Raw genomic sequence first — 21133 nt, forward strand, 5'->3', positions numbered from 1 at the left:
TGCGGGATTTGAGTTTATTGGAAAGATGAAGACGGGGCGTTAGGTCCCGTCGCAAGGAAAGGTCGCCCGATGCGCGCGTTGATCGTGATTGATGTCCAGAATGATTTCTGCCCCGGCGGGGCGCTGGCGGTGAGCCAAGGCGATGAGATCGTGCAGGGGATCAACGCCCTGATGGGCGATTTCGAGGCCGTGATCCTGACGCAAGACTGGCATCCCGCGGGGCATTCGTCGTTTGCCTCGGCACATGGTGGCAAAAACCCCTATGACCTGATCGACATGCCCTATGGCCCGCAGGTGTTGTGGCCCGATCATTGCATCCAGGGCAGTATGGGTGCCAAGTTTCACATGGAGCTGCAGCAGGACCGGGCCGACCTGATCATCCGCAAGGGATACAACCCCGCCATCGACAGCTATTCGGCGTTCTTTGAAAACGACCATACCACGCCGACGGGGCTGGAAGGCTATCTGCGTACCCGTGGGATCAAGGATCTGGTGATGGTCGGTCTCGCCCTTGATTTCTGCGTCAATTATTCCGCCGTGGATGCCGCGAAGCTGGGGTTCGGCGTCGAGGTGCGCACGGATCTGACCCGCGCCATTGATCTGGACGGATCGCTGGGGGCCGCCCGATCGGCCATGCAGGGTGCTGGCGTGACACTGGCCTGATCCGCGTGTTCGGCAACAGGGCCGCAGGGCCGCTCAAGGTGTATATCCACGTGCCCAAGACGGCAGGCAGTACCGTGAATGCGCATCTGTCCGGCTGGGGCGCGGGGCTGGATCACGTGGAACACTACCGGGACCGCCAGACCACCCTGCACCGCAAACTGCCGCGCCAGGCATGGGTCAGCGGCCATCTTGCGCTCAACAAAATGCAGGCGCTTTTGGGCGATGCAGGCGGGCGCGAGGTTCAGTACTTTGGCCTGATCCGCACACCGCTGGCGCAGGTCATGTCGCATTACAACTGGCTGATCGAAATCGCGACCCGGGGCGGGCGCTTCTTCCGCGCGCACCCCGAGGGCATCCGCACCTATGCACAGCGGCTCAAGGACAGCGACAACACCGACCCCCGGGTCGTTCTGAACAACATTGAGGCCCGTCGCGGCATGTTCCTGAACCTACAGTCGCGATTTCTGCTGGGCGATGACCTGATATTTTCCAAAGACACGGGCATATCGCGCCTCAGCCAGTATGCAGCGCTCAGGTCTGACCCCGACACATTGATCGCGGACATGACCGGCCAGCGCCCCACCAGATCGAAAACCACAAACGCCAGCACCTATCATTTTGACAAGGCGGTGTTCGAGGCACCGCTGCTGCAGGACTTTCTGCGCAAGCACAATGCGCATGACCTGAACCTTCATGCGCGGATCACTGCGCGCGGGGTGCTGGACTCTTAATCCGTCCTGCCTCAAGCTGAAACGCCCAAATACGGAGCCTGCCCGTGGATATCGCCACCCGCGTCTACAATCACAAGTGGAAGATCGACCCCATCGTGCGGTCGCTGATCGACACGGATTTCTACAAGCTGCTGATGTGCCAGTCGGTGTTTCGCAACAAGCCCGACACACAGGTCACATTCAGCCTGATCAATCGCTCGAAACATATCCCGCTGGCGGATCTGATCGACGAAGGTGAATTGCGCGAGCAGCTCGACCACATCCGCTCTCTCAGCCTCAGCCGGGGGGAATCGACCTGGTTGCGGGGCAATACGTTTTACGGCAAGCGCCAGATGTTCCGCTCCGATTTCATGGAGTGGTTCGAGAAACTGCGCCTGCCGCCCTATCACCTGGAACGCAAAGGCGACCAGTATGAGCTGACGTTCGAAGGATCCTGGCCCGAGGTGATGCTTTGGGAAATTCCGGCGCTGGCGGTGCTGATGGAATTGCGGGGCCGCGCCGTGCTGAACCAGATGGGCCGGTTCGAGTTACAGGTGCTCTATGCGCGCGCCATGACCCGTGTCTGGGAAAAGATCGAGGCCCTGCGCGAAATCCCCGACCTGTCGATCGCCGATTTCGGCACCCGGCGGCGGCATTCCTATCTCTGGCAGGACTGGTGCGTGCAGGCGATGCACGAAGGGCTGGGCAGCGCCTTTACCGGCACCTCGAATTGCCGCATCGCCATGATGCGCGAACTCGAAGCGATAGGCACCAACGCCCACGAATTGCCGATGGTCTATGCCGCGCTGGCCAAAGATGACGCGGCTCTCGCCCAGGCGCCATATGACGTGCTGCACGACTGGCACGAGGAACACGAAGGCAATCTGCGCATCATCCTGCCCGACACCTACGGCACCGAAGGGTTCCTGCAAAACGCCCCGGACTGGCTGGCGGGCTGGACCGGCATCCGCGTCGACAGCGGCGACCCCGCGACCGCCGCCCAGATCGCCATCGACTGGTGGAAAGAACGCGGTGAAGACCCGTCCGAAAAGCGCATCATCTTCAGCGACGGACTGGATGTGGCAAAGATCAAAGAACTGCACACAAAGTTTGCGGGCAAAACGTCCATATCCTTTGGCTGGGGCACGCTGCTGACCAATGATTTCCGCGGGCTGGTCCCGGGCGATGCGCTGGCCCCCTTCAGCCTTGTCTGCAAGGCCGTCAGCGCAAACGGGCAACCGACCGTGAAACTGTCGGACAACCCCAACAAGGCCATGGGACCAGCCGACCAGATTGAGCGCTACAAGCGCGTGTTCGGTGTCGGCGCGCAGGAAGAGGTCGAGGTGGTGGTTTGATCGAAGCCATGCACATTGTTGTAGATGGCCCGTACCCACGTCAGACAAATTGCATTGCTCCTCCGCGCTGGCGTTGGCGCAAATCATGACACCCGTTGATGCATATGTGATTTGCACGTCGCCGCGCAGCGGAAGCACGCTTTTGTGCGGTCTCTTGCGAAACTCCGGGATCGCCGGTTTGCCAGAGTCGCATTTTCACGAACCTTCCATGAACAAATGGCTCGACTATTATGACCTGCGGGACAAGTCCTTTTGCAATCCGCGCGACCAGATTGCGGCGGTCTTCCGCGCGGCCCAGGAGCGCGGGAAAGGGGGTGGAAAAGTATTTGGTCTACGCCTTCAGCGGCACAGCTTCGAATATTTCACCGAACAACTCAGACAGCTTCATCCATCATGCAAGAATGACGTCGCGCGTCTCAATGCTGCTTTCGGCAAAACGCGCTTCATACACCTGACGCGCGAAAATAAGCTCGAACAAGCGGTTTCTTTTGTTAAAGCACAGCAGTCAGGGCTTTGGCACATGGCCCCCGATGGACGCGAGATCGAGCGGCTTTCTGAGCCGAAGCAACTGACCTACGATCCTGCCGCCATATCCAATCAACTGATGCAATTCGAAGAAATGGATGCGGCCTGGACCGCATGGTTCGGACAGCAGGATATCGAACCTTTGCGGGTAACTTACGACGCTCTGTCTGCCGCGCCGCAAAAGATGCTTCGTACGGTTCTTGACGCCCTCTGCCTGCAGTCCGGGAAATGCGAAAAGATCACGGCCCACGTCGGTAAGATGGCTGATGAGATCAGCCAGGAATGGGTCAAGCGCTTTGAACGAGAAGAAATGTGCCGCTAGCGCCCAGCGGGAAGCGGGCCCGCATCTCGTGACGCTTGCCGCAACCGCCGTTCCCGCCAGATAATCAGCAACCCGCCCACAACAATTAGCAGCGCGCCGGGGAACAGATCACCCCATGGCGTCTCTCCGTAAAAGGCCCATCCCAACACAAAGGCGATCGGGATGCCGAAATAGCTGAAAGGGGCCAGATTGCTTGGCTCCGTCATCCGGACCGATGTGATCAACAGCAAAACCGCACTGCCACCGAAAAACCCCATGCCAAGAATCCACCATAGATCCGTGGCCTGAGCCAAGGGGCTGAAACCGGTGGTGAACATGGCCAACAGGAAGGCGCCAACCGCGGCCACGCTCGAGGAATAGAGATTGATCAGCGCGGTCGGGGCCCCTTCGTCCATCATGCGCGCTGTTACAGCGGTCAGCGCATAACAGGCAGAGGCCGCAAGCGGCAAAAGTGCGGCCGATGAAAAGCTGTCGCGCCCGGGCCCCATAACCATGATCACGCCGACAAATCCCACCACCACCGCCATCCAGCGCACCGCGCCGACTTTCTCCCCCAGCAAAGGCACGGAAAGCGCTACCATGAAAAGCGCATTTGCGTAGGTGATGGTCGACGCTGTCGCGAAGTCCAGCAATCCAAGGGACAGGTAGAAAAAGAACTGCGCGAAGGTCAATACAAAGCCCCGAAAAATCGCAAGGGGCCACTGCCGCAGCTTGACCCTGCGCCCGGTGCGGTGCCACTCGGCCGACCACCACAATACAATCCCCGCAGGGATCAATCCAAAGACATTCCGCCACGCCGACAGCTCTGCAGCACCATAATCGCTGCTCAGGCGTTTGATGATCAGCCCCATCGCGTCGAACAGAATGAGCGCCATCAGCGACAGCAAAATGGCCAGGGTCGTGCGATTCATGTCGGCCAGGGCTCCGGAAAGATGCGGGAGGATTCGCGCGTTTGCCTGCCCGCCAATACCGCGTTTATGGGCAAGATGCCGCGCCAGCGCCACAAAGAAGCGTTTCCCGGCGTCAACGCGTCGCAAATCTACCTTGCGCGGGCAGCTTTGAAATGCGACCTTGGCCGCGCTTGGTGTTCCGTTAATCACCCCTCGGGGTGTGGGACCGAAAAGGGAATTCGGTGAAGTTATCTGATGCCGAAGCCGCCCCCGCGACTGTAAGCGGAGAGCTTTGCGCCCCTCATGCCACTTGGCCTTCATGGTCAGGGAAGGCGGGCCAAGGCCCTGACCCGCGAGCCAGGAGACCTGCCAGGCGCAGAGAAACGAACAAGCCGTCGGGTGTGACGGTAAGGAGTGACAGATGAACACACAGACCAATACGCTGAAGCTGAGCGTTGCGCGCTTTATCCCCGCCGTCTTTGCAGCCGTGCTGGGTGTGACCGTGATTTCGATCACCGGGCACGTACAGGCCGCCGCACTGCATGATGCCGCACATGATGTGCGCCATGCGACAGGCTTTCCCTGCCACTAAGCTTTTGAGACTGCCGATCTGACGCATGCGGTCGCGTGCGTTTGGGATGGCGCAGCACGGCTGGCCGGGTCCGAACAGCGTTCGGAGTCTTTCCCTGCATAGAACACGGATATCGTGCCGCTGCACCGCAGGGGCGCGGTTTTGGTTTTAGGGGGGTCGGCGGCCAGGCCATAGCATTTGGAAACAAACATGATGTCTCGTGTCATCATCAGCGCGTTATTTGCAGGGGCCCTTGCCGGCCTGATTGCAGGTGTTCTGCAGCTTGTCTTTGTGCAACCCGTATTGCTTCACGCAGAGCTGTATGAAAGCGGCGAGCTGGTGCACTTTGGTGCGCAAGCCGTCAGCGCCCATCCTGAATTGCCGGGCTTTGAGCCGGTACGCGACGGGCTGAGCCTGATCTTCACCATGCTGACCTACACCGGCTATGCCCTGCTGATGATCGCGGCGATCAGCATCGCCGAAGAACGCGGCGCTCATGTGGATGGGCGCACGGGGCTTCTTTGGGGCATCGCCGGATTTGTCGCCTTTCACCTGGCACCGGGCTTTACGCTGGCGCCCGAAGTCCCGGGTGTCGCAGCGGCAGACGTCACAGCACGCCAGATCTGGTGGTTTGCCACTGCCGGGTCCGCCGCAGTTGCCATGTGGCTTATCGGTTTTGGGCAGGGCTGGACTGCCTGGGGTGTTGCCACAATTTTGCTTCTGGCCCCGCACATCATCGGCGCGCCTGAACCTGACACCTTTACCGGCCCCGTGCCGACGGAAATCGGTGCGCTCTTTGCCGCCCGCGCGCTTGGCGTCGGACTGGCGGCCTGGGTCCTGCTGGGGTGCTTTGCGGGGTATTTCTGGCGGTCCGAAGGCGCAAGAGAGGCGCGCACCACATGAGAACGCTGGCGCTCTTCGCGATCGGTCTCGCATTTGGGTTGGGCATCGGCTTTGTCACAGCGGCTGGTATGGGCGTGACATTTGACGGCCATGATCACAGCAATGCCGCCCATCATGGCGCAGCACCGGACGGCGATCATGTCAAGATGCACGACACCCCGATCGAGGTCGACGCGGCAACCGCACCGACGCTGGCCATCGACCTGATCCGCGATCCCAAGGCGGGCTACAACCTGCACGTCATGGTCGAAAACTTCGAATTCTCGCCCCGGCAGGCCAGCCGTGACCACGCGCCGGGACAGGGCCACGCGCACGTCTACGTGAATGGCGTCAAGCAGGGACGTCTCTATGGCCCGTGGGTTCACCTTGATGGCCTGCCCAAGGGCACGGTCGCGGTGGAGGTCACGCTCAATTCAAACAACCACCAGCCACTGGCGGTAAACGGCGAACCCATCAGGGCCGCCACGATGCTGGAGATCGAATAGATGACCGCGACCCTTTACGTCTGCATGACCTGCAAAGCGGGCGAAGTGCTGGAAGAGGGCGCGCCAGTCCCCGGTGCGCAACTTCACAAGGCATTGACGGATCAGCCTGCGCCCAAAGGTGTCGAGATCGTGCCTGTCAAATGCCTGTCTGCTTGTTCGCAAGGCGCGTCCGTGGCCCTGACGGCACCCGGCAAGTGGGGCTATGTCTATGGCCGCATGACCAAGGACGATGCCGCTGACATCCTCGCGGGTGCTGCCGCCTATGCCGCCACCGACGACGGCCTTGTCACATGGCGCGAACGCCCGGTTGTCTTTCGCAAGCAAAGCCTCGGCCGCATCCCGCCCTTCAACTTTCCCGCCTACGTTCCCCCGGAGTCTGAGACATGAATGACCTCTCGAAAATCCCTGTCACCGTGATCACCGGCTTTCTGGGCTCGGGCAAGACCACGCTGATCCGCCACCTGATGACCCATAACGAGGGCAAGCGTCTGGCGGTTCTGGTCAACGAATTCGGCACTGTCGGTGTGGACGGTGACATCCTCAAATCCTGCGCGGATGAGGATTGCCCGGCAGAGAACATCATGGAACTGGCCAACGGTTGCATTTGCTGCACCGTGGCCGATGACTTCATCCCGACCATCGAGGCGCTGATGGCGATGCCCACCCGCCCGGATCATATCCTCATCGAAACCTCCGGCCTCGCCCTGCCGAAACCCCTACTTAAAGCTTTTGACTGGCCGGCCATCCGCTCCAAGATCACCGTGGACGGTGTGATTGCGTTGGCCGACGCCGAAGCCGTGGCCGCAGGCACCTTTGCCGCAGACGTCGACGCGGTCGATGCGCAACGCAAGGCGGACGAATCGCTCGATCACGAAACACCGCTGTCGGAAGTGTTCGAAGACCAGATCAGCTGCGCCGACATCGTAGTGATGTCCAAGGCTGATCTTGCGGGGGAAGCGGGGCTCGCCAGTGCGCGTACCGTGATCGAAGCCGAAAGCCCGCGCCAGATCCCGATCCTGTCCATGAGCGAAGGCGTTATTGATCCCAAGGTCATTCTGGGCCTTGGCGCCGCCGCCGAAGACGATCTGGCCGCGCGCCCCTCGCACCATGACGGGCATGACGACCACGAACACGACGACTTTGAAACCATCGTCGTCCCGATGCCCGAAGTCGATGATGTAGATGCCCTTGTCGCGGCCATCGAAAAACTGGCCACCGAACAGCATATCCTGCGCGTCAAAGGCTATGTTGCTGTGACCGGCAAACCGATGCGCCTGCTGGTGCAGGCTGTGGGCGCGCGCGTCCGGCATCAGTTTGACCGCCCCTGGGGCGATCAGGCCCGCCAGGGGCATCTCGTGGTCATCGCCGAACACGACCACATCGACACCGCCAAAATCCGCGACGTCCTGGGCGCCTGAGCCATGCACGTCGTCTTCCGCGAAAGCCACGGGCTGGAGGATCTCGACACCCCCTATGATCCGGGGCAAGACCCCGCCGATCTGGTGGTGCTGTCCTTTTCCGATAGCGACCTTGGCGCGTTCGCGGCAGGCTGGCATCGCGGTGGCGGACCAGAGGGCAACCTGCCCACCTTACGGCTGTGCAATCTCGTGGCCCTGCGCCACCCGGCGTCAACGGACAATTATATCGAACAGACACTGACAGGGGCCAAAGGCATCCTGATCCGGCTTATCGGCGGCGAAAACTATTGGCCCTACGGCATCATGCAGGTTCAGGACTTTGCCCGTCGCAACGATATCGCGCTGGCGGTTTTGCCCGCCGATGGGCGCGAAGACCCCGCGCTCGACGCCCATTCCACACTGCCGGTTTCCACACTACGCCGCCTCAGCCACCTGTGCGATGCAGGCGGCGCGGTGGCCGCCCAGGCCGCCCTTGCCCAACTGGCCCTTGCGGCCGGGTTTTATGCTGGCCCGGTGCCGGGTGCCAAAACCATCCCCGACTGCGGCTTTTACGAGCCCGGCAAGGGTGTTGTCCCGTTCGCGGATGCGCAAGGCGACGTGGTCGCGATCACCTTTTACCGCAGCTACCTGATGGCCGCCGATCTGGCCCCCATCGACGCGCTGATCGACGCACTGCGCGACAAGGGTTTTGCCCCCGTTGCCCTATTCGCGCCCTCGCTCAAATCCCCCGCCGCGCGCGATTTCCTGGACAAGACACTGGCCCAGCTCAATCCCTTAGCCATCGTCAATGCCACCGCGTTTTCCGGACGCGGCAAAGACGGCACATCGCCGCTCGATACCCCCGACTGCCCTGTGTTTCAGGTCGCGCTGTCCACCGCCCGCCGCAAGGAATGGGACACCTCGGAACGCGGCCTTTCGCCTGCGGATCTGGCGATGCACGTCGTCCTGCCAGAGGTCGATGGCCGACTATTTACCGGCGTCGTCAGCTTCAAAGCGCCCGAGAAAAAAGACCCTCACCTGCAGTTCTCGCGCTTTTCCCACCGGGCTGACGCTGACAGGATCACTGCCGTGGTGAACCGCATCGCTGGCTGGCACCGCCTTGCCACAACGCCCGTGGCGCAGCGCAAGCTGGCAATCGTGCTGTCAACGTATCCGGGGCGTGACGATCAGATCGCCCATGCTGTGGGCCTTGATGCGCTGGCCAGCGCTGAGGATTTGCTGCTGACGCTTGCGGATGCGGGATATGCGGTCACGCCGACCATTGGATTTGGCAAAACCCTGCCTCAGTCCACCATTAAATGGGTCCCTGCAAATGACGACATGTCGTTTTTGACATGTCTTCCTGGCACGCTCCTGCAAGATCTCGAAACCGCCTGGGGCCCGCCCGAAGACGACCCGCTATTCAAAGACGGCGCGTTCCACTTCCCGGCCATTCAATGCGGCAACGCGCTGATTGCCCTGCAACCTGAACGCGGCAGTATCCCGGATCGCGAGACTGACTATCACGACCTCGCCCGCGTCCCGCGGTATTCATATGTGGCCTTCTACCTCTGGCTCCGCGCCCAGGGCCACCATGCGCTGGTCCACATGGGCGCACACGGTACGCTGGAATGGCTGCCGGGCAAGGCCGTTGCCCTGTCTGATGACTGCTGGCCCGAAGCGCTGACCGCCGACATGCCCGTGATCTACCCCTTCATCGTGAACGACCCCGGCGAGGCGGCCCAGGCCAAACGCCGCATCGGCGCGGTCACCCTCGGCCACCTGCCGCCACCCATGAAAGACAGCGAAACGCCGACAGCACTTTTGCACCTCGAACGCCTGCTCGATGAATACTCCACCGCCGATGGGCTTGATCCCGCACGCCGGGACCGACTGATCGACACCATTCGCACCGAAGCACAGGCCGCCGGTGTTGAACAGGATCTTGGCCTGACCGAGGACGCCTCCGCCGCCGAAGCCATCACCCGCATCGACCGCTTTGTCTGCGACATCAAGGAAAGCCAATACGGCGACGGGCTGCACATCTTTGGCACAGGGCAGGGCGAATCCCATGGCCTGTTGACCGCGCTGAATGGCAATCGCGTCCCCTCCGGCCCTTCCGGCTCGCCCTACCGGGGCCGCTCTGACGTTTTGCCAACGGGCCGCAATCTCTATTCCGTCGACCCCCGCGCGGTCCCGTCCAAAGCCGCGCACGCCCAGGGCGTGAAACTGGCCGAAGAACTCATCCGCCGTCATCTGCAGGATCAGGGCGACTATCCCAAGGGTCTTGTTGTCGACCTCTGGGGCTCCGCCACCATGCGCACCGCTGGCGAAGAAATGGCCATGGCCCTGCACCTTGCGGGCCTCGCGCCCAAATGGGACGACGGCAGCGAACGCGTCAGCGGCTTTGATATCCTGCCCCTGACGCTCCTGAATCGTCCGCGCATTGACGTTACCCTGCGCGTCTCGGGCCTCTTTCGCGATATCTTTCCGGGCCTCTCGCAACTTTTCGAAGCGGGCGCCACTGCGCTTGCAGACCGCGAAGAGGCACCCGACATGAACCCTTACATCGCCCGCGCGCCCCGTGTCTTTGGCCCCAAGCCCGGCCTCTACGGGATGAACATGGAAAGCCACCTGAACGACTATTCCGACACCGCGCGCGCCGCCGCCGGAGAGGCCTGGCTGAAAGGTTCCGAATGGGCGATCAACGCCAAGGGCGAAGCACATCAGAACCGCGCCGGGCTTGAGGCACGTCTGCACAAGGCGGACGGATTTGCGCACGTTCAGGACCTTGCCGAAAGCGATGTCCTGCTGGCCTCTGACTATGCCAGCCACGAAGGTGGATTTGCCGCGGCGATGGCGCACATCGGCGCTGACAAACCCGCCATGTACCACGTCGACAGCACCCGGCTTGGCGCACCCAAAGCCCGCTCCGTTCCCGAGGAAATCGCCCGCGTCGTGCGCGCCCGTGCGGCCAACCCGGATTGGGCCACCGGCATGATGCGCCACGGCTTCCGGGGCGCGGCAGAGGTTGCGGCCACCCTCGACAACCTTGCCGCTTTCGCTCATCTGACCCGCGACGTGCCGGGGCACCTTTTCGACCTATATTATGACGCGACCCTGGGACGAGAGGACTTGGTGGCGTTCATGGAAATCGAAAACCCGCTGGCACTGGAAGAAATGCGCAGCCGCTTTGCCGCCCTGCGCGACGCGGGCCTCTGGGTCACGCGCCGCAATTCGATCTCGGCCCAGATGGACGCCGCCGAATGACCGCGCCTGTGGTCAAAGGGCGCTGCCCCGGCGCGCTGAACCCGATGATGTCGGGCGATGGTCTGGTGGTCCGTATCCGTCCCTTCAACGGCCGCCTGCGCCGGGCGCAGGCCGATGGGATCGCCACGCTCGCAACCGCCCACGGAAACGGCATGCTCGACATTTCCTCGCGCGGCAACATCCAGCTGCGCGGGGTGACAGACCAAAGTCACCCCCCCTTGATCCAAGGCCTGCGCCACATGGCACTTGTCGATGCCAGCGCCGACATCGAAGCACGCCGCAACGTGCTGGTCACTCCTTTCTGGATCACCGGCGACGAGACAGAGGTCTTTGCGGCAGACCTGACAGAGGCGCTGACCGCGGGCGATGCCCCGGCCCTTCCCCACAAGTTCGGCTTCGCGGTGGACACCGGCAAGGAACCTGTCCTGCAGACGGCCTCTGCCGATATCCGGCTTGAACGTGATGTGGCTGGCGGGCTGATCCTTGTGGCGGATGGCGCGGGCTCAGGCAAACCCGTGACCAGCGAAAGTATCATCACCGAAGCCATGGCACTGGCGGACTGGTTTTTGGAAAACCGTCAGGACCAGAACCGTATGGCGGCTTTGGTCAAGACCGGTCTGCCCCTGCCACCGGGCTTTATCGTGCCTCGCCAAACCCAAACCTACGTGCCTGCACCGGGCTATACCCCGCTGGGCGCGATGGTGGGTCTGGCGCTGGGCCAACTGCGCGTCGAAACTCTGTCCAGCCTCGCAAAACACGGCGGGTTGCGCATGACCCCCTGGCGCTTGCTGCTGGTGGAAAACGCCCGCGAATTACCGGATGTCGAAGGTCTGATCTGGTCCGCCGACGACCCCCTGCTGCGCGTCATCGCCTGCACCGGGGCACCGCGCTGTCCTCAAGGCCACGCAGATGCCCGCGGAATCGCCCGGCACCTCGCCCCGCACATCCCGCAGGGCCAGTTCTGCCACGTCTCCGGCTGCGCCAAAGGCTGCGCGCACCCCAAAACGGCCGATATCACCGTCACCGGCACGCCCGACGGCCTTTCCCTGATCCGCAACGGCCGGGCCGAAGACACGCCGCAGGCCACGGGCCTTTCCCCCCAGGACATTATCAAGGCGATCTGATGCCCCACACCTACATCACCGACGGCGCTGAGATTTACCGCCAGTCCTTTGCCACCATCCGGTCAGAGGCCGCGCTGGCTCCCTTCACGCCGGAAGAGGAAATCGTCGCCGTTCGCATGATCCATGCCGCCGGTATGGTGGGGCTTGAGACCCACATCCGCTTTTCCGAAGGCATGGCCATCACCGCCCGCGCCGCGCTGGAAAACGGCGCGCCAATCCTCTGCGACGCCTACATGGTCAGCGAAGGCATCACCCGTAAACGCCTGCCACGCGAAAACGAAGTGATCTGCACCCTGCGCGATCCCAAGGTGCCGGATATGGCCAAAGACATGGCCAACACCCGCTCTGCCGCAGCGCTCGAGCTTTGGCGTCCGAACCTCGCAGGCGCAGTGGTGGCCATCGGCAACGCCCCCACCGCGCTCTTTCACCTTCTGAATATGCTGGAAGACCCCGACTGCCCGCGCCCCGCCGCCATCATCGGCTGCCCGGTGGGCTTTATCGGTGCGGCTGAAAGCAAGGATGCGTTGATGCATGACCTGCCTGTTCCCTCCATGATCGTGCAGGGACGGCTCGGCGGCTCCGCGATCACTGTGGCCGCCGTCAACGCCCTTGCCAGCAGGGTGGAATAGGCCATGGGCAAAGTCATCTGCGCGGGCCTTGGTCCCGGCGATCCGGAATTGATGAGCGTCAAGTCAGACCGCGTGATCCGCGGTGCCACCCATCTGGCGTTCTTCCGCAAGAAAGGCCGCGCGGGGCAGGCGCGGTCTATCGTCAAAGACATGCTGCGCGATGATGTCACCGAATACCCGATGGAATATCCCGTCACCACTGAACTGCGCTTTGACAGCGATGAATACCGCCAACTGATGGTGGATTTCTACGCCGAATGGGCCGACAGGCTGGCGAACCTGGCCCAGACCCAAGATGTCGTCGTCCTCTGCGAAGGCGACCCATTTTTTTATGGCTCGTTCATGCACCTGCATACCCGGCTGCAAGGCCGCGCAGAGGTCGAGGTGATCCCCGCCATCCCCGGCATGGTCGGCTGCTGGAACGCCATCAATGATCCCTTCACATGGGGCGATGATGTCATGTCCGTCCTGATGGGGACGCTGCCCGAAGAAGACCTGATCAGCCACATGAAACGCGCCGACGCGCTGGTCGTGATGAAAACCGGGCGCAACCTGCCCCGCGTGCGCCGCGCGCTCGAGGCCACCGGGCGCCTCAAGGACGCATGGCTGGTTGAGAAAGGCACAATGCCCGGCCAGCGCGTGGCCAAACTGGCGGATGTGGATGATGCCGATTGCCCGTACTTCGCCATCGTGCTGGTCCATGGCCAGGGCCGCAGACCCGAGGCGGCAGAGTGACCGGCTGGGTCGCCATCGCGGGCCTTGGTCCGGGGCGTGAAGACCTCGTGACCCCCGAAGTCACCGCCGCCGTGGCCGAGGCCACCGATATCATCGGATATATCCCCTACGTCGCCCGCATCGCCCCGCGCGATGGGCTCACCCTGCACCCCTCTGACAACCGCGTCGAATTGGACCGCGCCCTGCACGCCCTGCAACTGGCGGCGAATGGTGCGCGCGTGGTGGTGGTTTCCTCAGGCGATCCGGGCGTTTTTGCCATGGCTTCCGCCGTGTTCGAGGCAGTGGAACAACACCCCGAATACACGGAAACCGATATCCGCGTCCTGCCCGGCATCACCGCGATGCTGGCCGCCGCCGCCGCCGCAGGTGCGCCACTGGGCCATGATTTCTGCGCCATCAACCTCAGCGACAACCTCAAACCCTGGTCGCTCATTGAGAACCGTCTGCGCATGGCTGCGCGGGGCGATTTCGCGATGGCTTTCTACAACCCCCGCTCAAAATCCCGCCCCGAAGGGTTTGAGAAAACCTTGAACATCCTGCGCGAAGAATGCGGCACCGACCGCCTGATCACCTTCGCCCGCGCCGTCAGCACCCCGGATCAGGCGCTCAACACTGTCACCCTGGGCGAGGCCACACCCGATATGGCCGACATGCGCACTGTTGTCATTGTCGGCAACGCTGCAACCCGCCGTGTGGGCAAATACGTCTACACCCCGCGCTCTGCCTCATGACCCAGCCAATCCATCACATCTGCCACCTCGGCCATCGTCCGCACCGGGGGCAGGGCGGGCCGGTCCGCCAGGATCACAGGCAGACCCAAAGCACGTGCCGCATGCAACTTGGCCTCCGCGCCGCGCCCGCCCGCATTCTTGGCAACGATATGGGTGATCGCGTGATCGCGCATCAACGCCGTATCCACAGCGACATCAAAGGGCCCCCGGCTCAGCACCACGGTCGCATCCGGCAAAGGCAGCGTTCCTTCCGGCGCATCCACCAGCCGCAACAGATAGTGATGCTGCGGCTTGCTGGCAAAAAGCCCGATCTGTTGTTTACCAATCGCGAGAAACACCCGGGCGGGGGTGTCAGGCAAGGCATCCGGCACATCCTCAAGGCGCGCCACATGCGTCCAATCGTCGCCCGCCCGCGCGCTCCAGCCGGGCCGTTCCAACCGCACCAGCGAAACGCCCGCCTGCGTGCAGGCCTCAGCCGCATTCCAACTCATCCCTGCGGCAAAGGGATGCGTGGCGTCAATGACATGCGTGACACTCTCGCCCTGCAGATAGGCCACCAATCCATCAACACCGCCAAACCCACCGATCCGCGTGGGCAATGGCTGTGCCACGGGCGCGGTGGTCCGTCCTGCATAGGAGAAAATCGCGGCGGCGCCTGCATCAGCAAGGGCGCGCGCCATGGCGCTGGCCTCGGTCGTACCACCCAGAAGAAGGACGCGCATTGTGGGTGATCCCTGGCTCACGATCATCGGAATGGCCGACGATACCGCAGAGGCACTGCCGCCCGCAAGCAGTGCGGCGCTCGCCGACGCTGAGGTGATCATCGGCGGCGCGCGGCATCTGGAACTGGTCGACGCAGGCGCGCGCGGCACACCTTGGCCGATTCCGTTTTCCATCGATCCCGTGCTGGCCGCAGAGGGCCGTAAAACCGTCGTGCTGGCGTCGGGTGATCCCTTCTGGTTTGGCGCAGGCGGCAGCCTTGTGGACCATCTGGACCCCGGCACATGGCGCGTGATCCCCGCACCGTCGACCTTTGCACTGGTCGCGGGCCGCCTTGGCTGGCGCATGGAAGATATCACTTGCCACGGGTTGCACGCCGCACCCTACGCCCGTCTGCGCGCCGCTCTCGCCCCGAACGCGCGCATGATCTGCCTTGTCCGCGACGGCGCGGCCCCGGCAGAACTGGCATCATGGCTCACCATGCACAACGCGGGCGACGCGAGGCTCTACATCTGCGAACGCATGGGTGGCGTGGCAGAACGCATTCGCGAAACCACCGCCGCCACTTTTGATCTGACCGACATCAACACTCCTGTTGCCGTCGCGATCGCCCTGCCGCCAAACACCGGTCTCTCGCGCGCCTCGGGCCTGCCGGATGATACCTTTGCCAACGACGGTCAGATCACAAAGCGCCCTGTCCGGGCGCTGACCCTTTCGGCTCTTGCCCCGCGTCCGGGTGAACTGCTTTGGGACATTGGCGCAGGTTCAGGGTCCATCAGCGTGGAATGGTGCCTTGCAGGCGGCACCGCCGTGGCCTTTGAACAGCACGCAGCCCGCGTGGCCAACATCGCACAAAACATCGAAAGCTTCGGCATCGACCACCGCATGCGCGTCCAGCACGGCACAGCCGCCAACCTGATCCCTGACGCGCCAACGCCCGACGCCGTCTTTGTCGGCGGCGGCGGCACGGCGGCCCTCTTTGCCCATCTCTTCGGCCTCCTTCCCAAAGGCGTCCGCCTCGTCGCCAATGGCGTCACGCTGGAAACCGAAGCTCTGCTGACCACCCTCCACGCCAAACACGGGGGCGATCTGATGCGGATAGAGATTGCGCAAGCCACCCCGCTGGGCGCAATGCGCGGCTGGAATCCCACCCGTGCTATCGTGCAATGGAGCATGCAGATATGAGAACCATCGGCATCGGTTTCCGCGCCGCCGCACAGCAAAGCAGCCTGCAAGATGCGCTGGCGCAGGTCCTGATGGCCACCGACAATCAATCCTTCGACGCCGTCGTCACCGAAGCCGCCAAGGCCCGCGATCCCATTTTTCGCACCTTCGCCACCGAGATTGGCGTGCCGGGGCTTGGCGTCACGCAATCGGATCTCACCCGGATGATCACCCCGACCCAATCGCAGCGCATCAGGGACAGGTTCGGCACCGGATCACTGGCCGAAGCCGCCGCCCTCGCCGCGGCTGGACCAAACGCGCAACTGGTTGTAAGCCGTGTTGTCTCCACCGATGGCATGGCCACGGCGGCGCTGGCAGAGGGATAGGCGATGACAGTTCATTTCATAGGCGCAGGGCCGGGCGCGGCCGACCTGATCACGATCCGGGGCCGCGATCTGATCGCGTCCTGCCCCGTGTGCCTTTATGCCGGATCACTCGTGCCCGAGGCGCTGCTGTCCCATTGCCCGGACGACGCGCGCATCGTGAACACCGCCCGCATGTCGCTCGATGAAATCATCGCCGAGATCGAAACAGCTCACGTGGCAGGCCATGACATCGCGCGCCTGCATTCCGGCGACCTCTCCGTCTGGTCCGCCATGGGCGAGCAACTCCGCCGCCTGCGCGCCCTCGATATCCCCTATGACGTCACCCCCGGCGTGCCGTCCTTTGCCGCCGCCGCGGCCGCACTGAACGCGGAACTGACGCTTCCCGGTGTCGTGCAATCTGTGATCCTGACCCGCACCTCTGGGCGCGCGACGGCCATGCCCGATACCGAAACCCTCGAAAACTTCGCCCGCACCGGTGCCACGCTTGCGATCCATCTTTCCGTGCACGTGCTTGAAAAAGTGATCACGGAACTCACTCCACACTATGGCCCCGACTGCCCCGTCGCGGTGGTCTGGCGCGCAAGCTGGCCCGATCAGCGCATCGTCAAGGCGACCCTTTCAACCCTTCAAACCGCCATCGGCGCTGAGATGGAACGGACCGCGCTCATCCTTGTCGGGCACGCGCTGGGCGCTGAAGACTTCGGCGAAAGCCGTCTCTACGCAGAGGACTACGACCGCCGCTTTCGCCCCACAGGCCAGAACCCCCGCTTTCCGGAGACCGCCGAATGATCCCCCCCGGCCTCATGATCTCGGCCCCCGCGTCCGGCACGGGCAAGACCACGCTTATGCTGGGCCTGCTGGCCGCGTTTCGTGCGCAGGGCGTCACCGTGCAGCCTTTCAAAAGCGGCCCGGACTATATTGATCCCGCCTTCCATACGGCAGCGTCTGGTCGCGCGTCTTTCAACCTCGACAGCTGGTCGATGGACCGCGCCCGCATCGACGGTCTGGTAGGCAATGCCGATGGCGCAGACCTGATCCTCGGCGAAGGCTCAATGGGCCTTTTTGACGGCGTGGCCATCTCCGGCGCCTGCGGCAATGGCGCCTCGGCAGACATCGCCGCTCTGATGGGCTGGCCGGTTGTGCTGGTACTCGACGCCTCCGGTGCTGCCCAATCCGTCGCCGCGACGGCGCTCGGCTTCAAGCAAATGCGCGCCGACGTGCCACTGGCGGGCGTGGTCCTCAACCGCGTCGCGTCCCCCCGTCACGAGGCGCTGATCCGCGTCGGGATGGAGGCGGTGGGCGTGACCGTTCTCGGCGTTCTGCCGCGCCGCAAGGAAATTGAACTCCCCGAACGTCACCTCGGCCTCGTTCAGGCGGGTGAACAGAAAAACATGCCGCAGCTTCTGGCCGAGGCCGCCGCCTTTGTCACTGAACACGTGGATCTTGCCGCCCTGCGCGCCGCCGCCCAAGGCACCAACGCGGGTGCAACCGCTCCGGCCCGCGTCACCCCGCCGGGTCAACGCATCGCGCTGGCCCAAGACGACGCCTTTGCCTTTGTCTACCCGCACCAACTGGCAGGCTGGAAAGCCGCAGGTGCCGAAATCCTGCCCTTCTCGCCGCTGGCCGACGAAACACCCGACGCCAGCGCCGATGTCTGCTGGCTCCCCGGTGGCTACCCGGAACTGCACGCAGGCAAACTCGCCGCGGCAGAAACCTTCCGCACCGGCCTGCAGACCTTTGCCCAAACCCGCCCCGTCCACGGCGAATGCGGCGGCTACATGGCCATGGGCGCAGGGCTGGTGGACAAGGATGGCACCCGCCACCAGATGGCTGGCCTCCTGGGGCTTGAGACCTCCTTCGCCAAACGCAAATTCCACCTTGGCTACCGCAAGGCCGACCTCAACGCGGCCATCCCCGGCCACAGCGCAGGGGCGGCCCTGCGCGGCCACGAATTCCACTATGCAACAATTCTCGCAGAACCCGATGCCCCTCTGGCACGTATCACCGACAGCAACGACATTGAGGTCCCGGAAACCGGCTCCATCCGCCATTTCGACGGCGGCGGCGTGGCAACCGGCACCTTCTTCCACCTCATAGCCGAAGCGACATGACCGGCTTTGTCTCCTTCGTCTCCTCCGGCCCCGGTGATCCCGACCTGCTGACCGTCGCCGCCGTGGATCGCCTGCAGAAAGCCGAAGTCGTCCTCTTCGATGACCTCTCCGCAGGACCGATCCTCGAACACGCCCAGGCGGATGCAGACCTCATCGGCGTTGGCAAACGGGCAGGCCGCGCGTCACCAAAACAAGACCACGTCAGCCGCGTTCTGGTGGACCACGCCAAGGCAGGTCTGCGCGTCGTGCGCCTGAAATCCGGCGACAGCGGCATGTTCGGCCGGCTCGAAGAAGAACTCACCGCCCTGCGCGCCGAACACATCCCGTTCGAGATCATCCCCGGCGTCACCTCCGCCTCTGCCGCTGCCGCGACGGCGGGCATTCCGCTGACCCGTCGCCTCACCGCGCGCCGGGTCCAGTTCATCACCGGCGCAGACGTCACCGGTGACCTGCCACCAGACGTCAACATGGCTGCGCTGGCGGATCCGCTGGCGACCACGGTCGTCTATATGGGCAAACGCACCTTTCCCGGGCTGGCCATGCGCCTGATCGAACACGGACTGCCCGCCGACACCCCCGCCATGCTGGCCGAAGCCGTCTCGACCCCCGCAGAGAAAGTGACCCGCTTTACCATCCAGACCCTCGCCGCCCATCTGGCAGATACCACCAGCAGCACGCCCGCACTGATCTTTTACGGTGCACTTGCGGATGATCAGCCATGATCCTCTACGTCTGCACCACCTGCACATCCGACGGCAGCTTTGTCGAAACCGTCCGCAAGGGCCTGCCGGAACTGGATGTGAAAGCCGTCGATTGCATGTCTGGCTGCACCCGCGCCCAGACAGTCGCTTTCCGCGCACCGGGCAAGGTGGCCTACCTCTTTGGCGACATCACCGCCGCAGACCTGCCCAATCTGCGCACCTTCGCAGACCTCTACGTAACCTCCCCCGACGGTACTTTCGCAGATGCCCGTGTGCTGGACGACCTGCGCACCAAGGCACTGGCGCGGATCCCGGCCTGATGCATCTAACGCTGATCGGCATAGGCACCGGCAACCCCGAACACCTGACGCTGCAGGCCATCCGCGCAATCAACGCTCAGGATCTGATCCTGATCCCCCGCAAAGGCGCGGGCAAGGCCGACCTTGCCGACCTCCGCCGCCAGATCTGTGCCGATGTCCTGACCAACCCAAAGACCCAACTGGCCGAATTCGACCTGCCCATCCGCGATCCCGGCACCCCGGATTACCGCCAGCGCGTCAACGACTGGCACGACGCCATCGCTCTGCGCTGGCAGGGCACGCTCAACGCCCACCCCCAGGCCACCAGGGCCGCCCTGCTGGTCTGGGGTGATCCGTCGCTTTACGACAGCACCCTGCGCATCGCCGCCCGCCTTGATCCGCAGCCCACACTTGAGGTGATCCCCGGTATCACATCGCTCCAAGCCCTAACCGCCGCCCACCAGATCTCCATAAACGAGATCGGCGCGCCCTATCTTGTCACCACGGGCCGACGCCTGCGCGACGCAGGCTGGCCCACTGGTGTGGACACGCTCGCAATCATGCTGGACGGTGACTGCGCCTTCCAGACGCTCGACCCACACGACATCCACATCTGGTGGGGCGGCTATGTGGGCATGAAAGAACAAATCACCCACGCCGGCCCGCTCGAAACCGCGGGTCCCGAAATCATCGAAATGCGGACCAAGGCCCGTGCTGACCATGGCTGGATCATGGACATCTATATCCTGCGCCGCACGTCGTGCTGACGCACCACGGTCCGTTTTCATCTTTCCAATAAACTCAATTCCAACGGTCGACCCGCGCGCATCCGTTCAGGACGAAGGATCAACCTTCCCGCGCAGCGCCTTCACTTCGCCCCGCACTTTCTTGGCCTTCAACCGCCGCTTCTTGGACCCCAACGTTGGCCGGGTGGCAATCCGGCGCTTGGGCGGGGTCAGCGCCTTCGTGATCAACTCTGCCAGCCGCTGCCGCGCGATCTCGCGGTTGCGCGCCTGACTGCGGGTCTCATCACATTGGATCACCAAAGCGCCCTCATTGGTCCACCGCCGCCCGGCCAACCGCCTGAGCCGCGTCTTGACCGCAGGCTTCAGCGACGGCGACGTTGCCGCCTCAAACCGCAACTCGACCGCCGTCGCCACCTTGTTGACGTTCTGCCCGCCCGGCCCGCTCGAGCGGACGAACGTCTCAGTCAATTCCCAATCCTGAATGGCGATGTCATCATTGATGCGTAACATGGGCTAAGATTTACACCGGATGACCGCCAAGGGAAGGGGAAGGCGCACGTTCTGTTTCCATCTCCTGAACAATGATGGCGTTTCGAAAGCCTTTGGTTCGCTTGATCGGTCCGGTCTCACGCAAAGGAAAGAATTCCCTTAATACGAGAAAAAAGTTCTTGACGTTACGGCAAGCCTTCGACCAAG

Annotated in this window: 24 protein-coding genes and 1 riboswitch; of the genes, 21 read left to right on the top strand and 3 right to left on the bottom strand. The window is 63.2% G+C overall.

Going from position 1 to position 21133, the window contains the following annotated elements; all coding sequences use genetic code 11:
- Positions 1-69: 69 nt before the first annotated feature.
- The 4 genes from pncA to H9Q16_RS16500 all read left to right on the top strand — a co-directional run bounded on the left by pncA (position 70) and on the right by H9Q16_RS16500 (position 3575).
- Complete coding sequence (gene pncA / locus H9Q16_RS16485; RefSeq protein WP_191076502.1) at positions 70-663, top strand: bifunctional nicotinamidase/pyrazinamidase; 594 nt, start codon at positions 70-72, stop codon at positions 661-663.
- A gap of 5 nt (positions 664-668) precedes the next feature.
- Positions 669-1394 carry a hypothetical protein gene (locus H9Q16_RS16490; protein ID WP_191076503.1) on the top strand — a complete coding sequence of 242 codons (726 nt, stop codon included), beginning with the start codon at positions 669-671 and terminating at the stop codon, positions 1392-1394.
- Positions 1395-1438: 44 nt separating this feature from the next.
- Positions 1439-2728, top strand: a complete 1290-nt coding sequence (gene pncB / locus H9Q16_RS16495; protein WP_191076504.1) for a nicotinate phosphoribosyltransferase — start codon at positions 1439-1441, stop codon at positions 2726-2728.
- Between the two features lie 85 nt (positions 2729-2813).
- Complete coding sequence (locus tag H9Q16_RS16500; RefSeq protein WP_191076505.1) at positions 2814-3575, top strand: Stf0 family sulfotransferase; 762 nt, start codon at positions 2814-2816, stop codon at positions 3573-3575.
- Here the strand turns inward: H9Q16_RS16500 and H9Q16_RS16505 are convergent.
- Positions 3572-4486, bottom strand: coding sequence for a DMT family transporter (locus tag H9Q16_RS16505; protein ID WP_191076506.1), 915 nt, complete (start codon positions 4484-4486; stop codon positions 3572-3574). The genes H9Q16_RS16500 and H9Q16_RS16505 overlap by 4 nt on opposite strands.
- Before the next feature lie 154 nt (positions 4487-4640).
- Positions 4641-4853, top strand: a riboswitch (cobalamin riboswitch).
- Between the two features lie 33 nt (positions 4854-4886).
- Between H9Q16_RS16505 and H9Q16_RS16510 the strand changes: the two genes are divergently transcribed.
- The 10 genes from H9Q16_RS16510 to cobJ all read left to right on the top strand — a co-directional run bounded on the left by H9Q16_RS16510 (position 4887) and on the right by cobJ (position 14310).
- Entirely contained in the window at positions 4887-5057 is a 171-nt protein-coding gene (locus H9Q16_RS16510; protein ID WP_191076507.1) for a CbtB domain-containing protein, read from the top strand.
- A gap of 189 nt (positions 5058-5246) precedes the next feature.
- A complete protein-coding gene (locus H9Q16_RS16515) occupies positions 5247-5939 on the top strand; it encodes a CbtA family protein (protein ID WP_191076508.1) in 693 nt (230 codons plus the stop codon).
- The gene (locus H9Q16_RS16520) at positions 5936-6424 is read left to right on the top strand and encodes a hypothetical protein (RefSeq protein ID WP_191076509.1); all 489 of its coding nucleotides are present in this window, start codon (positions 5936-5938) and stop codon (positions 6422-6424) included. Before H9Q16_RS16515 ends, H9Q16_RS16520 begins: the two co-directional genes overlap by 4 nt.
- Positions 6425-6811 carry a DUF1636 family protein gene (locus tag H9Q16_RS16525; RefSeq protein WP_191076510.1) on the top strand — a complete coding sequence of 129 codons (387 nt, stop codon included), beginning with the start codon at positions 6425-6427 and terminating at the stop codon, positions 6809-6811.
- Positions 6808-7842 (top strand): cobalamin biosynthesis protein CobW, encoded by a 1035-nt coding sequence (gene cobW / locus H9Q16_RS16530; protein ID WP_191076511.1) that lies wholly within the window; start codon positions 6808-6810, stop codon positions 7840-7842. Before H9Q16_RS16525 ends, cobW begins: the two co-directional genes overlap by 4 nt.
- A 3-nt stretch (positions 7843-7845) precedes the next feature.
- Positions 7846-11091: a cobaltochelatase subunit CobN gene (cobN, locus tag H9Q16_RS16535; protein WP_191076512.1), complete on the top strand. Its 3246-nt coding sequence runs from the start codon at positions 7846-7848 to the stop codon at positions 11089-11091.
- A complete protein-coding gene (gene cobG / locus H9Q16_RS16540; protein WP_191076513.1) occupies positions 11088-12215 on the top strand; it encodes a precorrin-3B synthase in 1128 nt (375 codons plus the stop codon). The genes cobN and cobG overlap by 4 nt, the downstream gene beginning before the upstream one ends.
- Entirely contained in the window at positions 12215-12844 is a 630-nt protein-coding gene (locus H9Q16_RS16545) for a precorrin-8X methylmutase (RefSeq protein WP_191076514.1), read from the top strand. The genes cobG and H9Q16_RS16545 overlap by 1 nt, the downstream gene beginning before the upstream one ends.
- A gap of 3 nt (positions 12845-12847) precedes the next feature.
- Positions 12848-13579 carry a precorrin-2 C(20)-methyltransferase gene (locus tag H9Q16_RS16550; protein WP_191076515.1) on the top strand — a complete coding sequence of 244 codons (732 nt, stop codon included), beginning with the start codon at positions 12848-12850 and terminating at the stop codon, positions 13577-13579.
- Positions 13576-14310: a precorrin-3B C(17)-methyltransferase gene (gene cobJ, locus H9Q16_RS16555; RefSeq protein WP_191076516.1), complete on the top strand. Its 735-nt coding sequence runs from the start codon at positions 13576-13578 to the stop codon at positions 14308-14310. Before H9Q16_RS16550 ends, cobJ begins: the two co-directional genes overlap by 4 nt.
- Here cobJ and H9Q16_RS16560 read toward each other — a convergent pair.
- Positions 14286-15032: a cobalt-precorrin-6A reductase gene (locus tag H9Q16_RS16560; protein WP_191076517.1), complete on the bottom strand. Its 747-nt coding sequence runs from the start codon at positions 15030-15032 to the stop codon at positions 14286-14288. The genes cobJ and H9Q16_RS16560 overlap by 25 nt on opposite strands.
- A 1-nt stretch (position 15033) precedes the next feature.
- On the opposite strand from H9Q16_RS16560, the gene cbiE reads away from it, so the two are divergent.
- Genes cbiE through cobF form a run of 7 tightly spaced genes read left to right on the top strand, consistent with a single transcriptional unit; the run spans position 15034 to position 20458 of the window.
- Positions 15034-16215, top strand: a complete 1182-nt coding sequence (cbiE, locus tag H9Q16_RS16565) for a precorrin-6y C5,15-methyltransferase (decarboxylating) subunit CbiE (protein ID WP_191076518.1) — start codon at positions 15034-15036, stop codon at positions 16213-16215.
- Entirely contained in the window at positions 16212-16580 is a 369-nt protein-coding gene (locus H9Q16_RS16570; RefSeq protein ID WP_191076519.1) for a cobalamin biosynthesis protein, read from the top strand. The genes cbiE and H9Q16_RS16570 overlap by 4 nt, the downstream gene beginning before the upstream one ends.
- A 3-nt stretch (positions 16581-16583) precedes the next feature.
- Positions 16584-17369, top strand: a complete 786-nt coding sequence (gene cobM / locus H9Q16_RS16575) for a precorrin-4 C(11)-methyltransferase (protein ID WP_191076520.1) — start codon at positions 16584-16586, stop codon at positions 17367-17369.
- Positions 17366-18691, top strand: coding sequence for a cobyrinic acid a,c-diamide synthase CobB (locus tag H9Q16_RS16580; RefSeq protein WP_191076521.1), 1326 nt, complete (start codon positions 17366-17368; stop codon positions 18689-18691). Before cobM ends, H9Q16_RS16580 begins: the two co-directional genes overlap by 4 nt.
- Positions 18688-19413, top strand: a complete 726-nt coding sequence (gene cobA, locus H9Q16_RS16585) for a uroporphyrinogen-III C-methyltransferase (RefSeq protein WP_191076522.1) — start codon at positions 18688-18690, stop codon at positions 19411-19413. The genes H9Q16_RS16580 and cobA overlap by 4 nt, the downstream gene beginning before the upstream one ends.
- The gene (locus H9Q16_RS16590) at positions 19410-19712 is read left to right on the top strand and encodes a DUF1636 domain-containing protein (protein WP_191076523.1); all 303 of its coding nucleotides are present in this window, start codon (positions 19410-19412) and stop codon (positions 19710-19712) included. Before cobA ends, H9Q16_RS16590 begins: the two co-directional genes overlap by 4 nt.
- Positions 19709-20458, top strand: a complete 750-nt coding sequence (gene cobF / locus H9Q16_RS16595) for a precorrin-6A synthase (deacetylating) (RefSeq protein WP_191076837.1) — start codon at positions 19709-19711, stop codon at positions 20456-20458. Before H9Q16_RS16590 ends, cobF begins: the two co-directional genes overlap by 4 nt.
- Before the next feature lie 66 nt (positions 20459-20524).
- Here the strand turns inward: cobF and arfB are convergent, their stop codons facing one another.
- Positions 20525-20947 carry an alternative ribosome rescue aminoacyl-tRNA hydrolase ArfB gene (gene arfB, locus H9Q16_RS16600; RefSeq protein WP_191076524.1) on the bottom strand — a complete coding sequence of 141 codons (423 nt, stop codon included), beginning with the start codon at positions 20945-20947 and terminating at the stop codon, positions 20525-20527.
- Positions 20948-21133: the final 186 nt, after the last annotated feature.

Origin of the sequence: Sulfitobacter aestuariivivens (assembly GCF_014763045.1) — a bacterium.
Taxonomy (GTDB): domain Bacteria; phylum Pseudomonadota; class Alphaproteobacteria; order Rhodobacterales; family Rhodobacteraceae; genus Sulfitobacter; species Sulfitobacter aestuariivivens.

Excerpts from the sequence above, each read along its gene's own strand:
- arfB (WP_191076524.1), bottom strand. The coding sequence starts at position 20,947 with ATGTTACGCATCAATGATGACATCGCCATTCAGGATTGGGAATTGACT.
- pncA (WP_191076502.1), top strand. The coding sequence starts at position 70 with ATGCGCGCGTTGATCGTGATTGATGTCCAGAATGATTTCTGCCCCGGC.
- cobA (WP_191076522.1), top strand. The coding sequence starts at position 18,688 with ATGACCGGCTTTGTCTCCTTCGTCTCCTCCGGCCCCGGTGATCCCGAC.
- H9Q16_RS16580 (WP_191076521.1), top strand. The coding sequence starts at position 17,366 with ATGATCCCCCCCGGCCTCATGATCTCGGCCCCCGCGTCCGGCACGGGC.
- H9Q16_RS16550 (WP_191076515.1), top strand. The coding sequence starts at position 12,848 with ATGGGCAAAGTCATCTGCGCGGGCCTTGGTCCCGGCGATCCGGAATTG.
- H9Q16_RS16570 (WP_191076519.1), top strand. The coding sequence starts at position 16,212 with ATGAGAACCATCGGCATCGGTTTCCGCGCCGCCGCACAGCAAAGCAGC.
- cobW (WP_191076511.1), top strand. The coding sequence starts at position 6,808 with ATGAATGACCTCTCGAAAATCCCTGTCACCGTGATCACCGGCTTTCTG.
- cobG (WP_191076513.1), top strand. The coding sequence starts at position 11,088 with ATGACCGCGCCTGTGGTCAAAGGGCGCTGCCCCGGCGCGCTGAACCCG.
- cobN (WP_191076512.1), top strand. The coding sequence starts at position 7,846 with ATGCACGTCGTCTTCCGCGAAAGCCACGGGCTGGAGGATCTCGACACC.
- H9Q16_RS16510 (WP_191076507.1), top strand. The coding sequence starts at position 4,887 with ATGAACACACAGACCAATACGCTGAAGCTGAGCGTTGCGCGCTTTATC.
- H9Q16_RS16590 (WP_191076523.1), top strand. The coding sequence starts at position 19,410 with ATGATCCTCTACGTCTGCACCACCTGCACATCCGACGGCAGCTTTGTC.
- H9Q16_RS16560 (WP_191076517.1), bottom strand. The coding sequence starts at position 15,032 with ATGCGCGTCCTTCTTCTGGGTGGTACGACCGAGGCCAGCGCCATGGCG.
- H9Q16_RS16500 (WP_191076505.1), top strand. The coding sequence starts at position 2,814 with ATGACACCCGTTGATGCATATGTGATTTGCACGTCGCCGCGCAGCGGA.
- H9Q16_RS16505 (WP_191076506.1), bottom strand. The coding sequence starts at position 4,486 with ATGAATCGCACGACCCTGGCCATTTTGCTGTCGCTGATGGCGCTCATT.
- H9Q16_RS16525 (WP_191076510.1), top strand. The coding sequence starts at position 6,425 with ATGACCGCGACCCTTTACGTCTGCATGACCTGCAAAGCGGGCGAAGTG.
- H9Q16_RS16515 (WP_191076508.1), top strand. The coding sequence starts at position 5,247 with ATGATGTCTCGTGTCATCATCAGCGCGTTATTTGCAGGGGCCCTTGCC.
- H9Q16_RS16520 (WP_191076509.1), top strand. The coding sequence starts at position 5,936 with ATGAGAACGCTGGCGCTCTTCGCGATCGGTCTCGCATTTGGGTTGGGC.
- cobM (WP_191076520.1), top strand. The coding sequence starts at position 16,584 with ATGACAGTTCATTTCATAGGCGCAGGGCCGGGCGCGGCCGACCTGATC.
- H9Q16_RS16545 (WP_191076514.1), top strand. The coding sequence starts at position 12,215 with ATGCCCCACACCTACATCACCGACGGCGCTGAGATTTACCGCCAGTCC.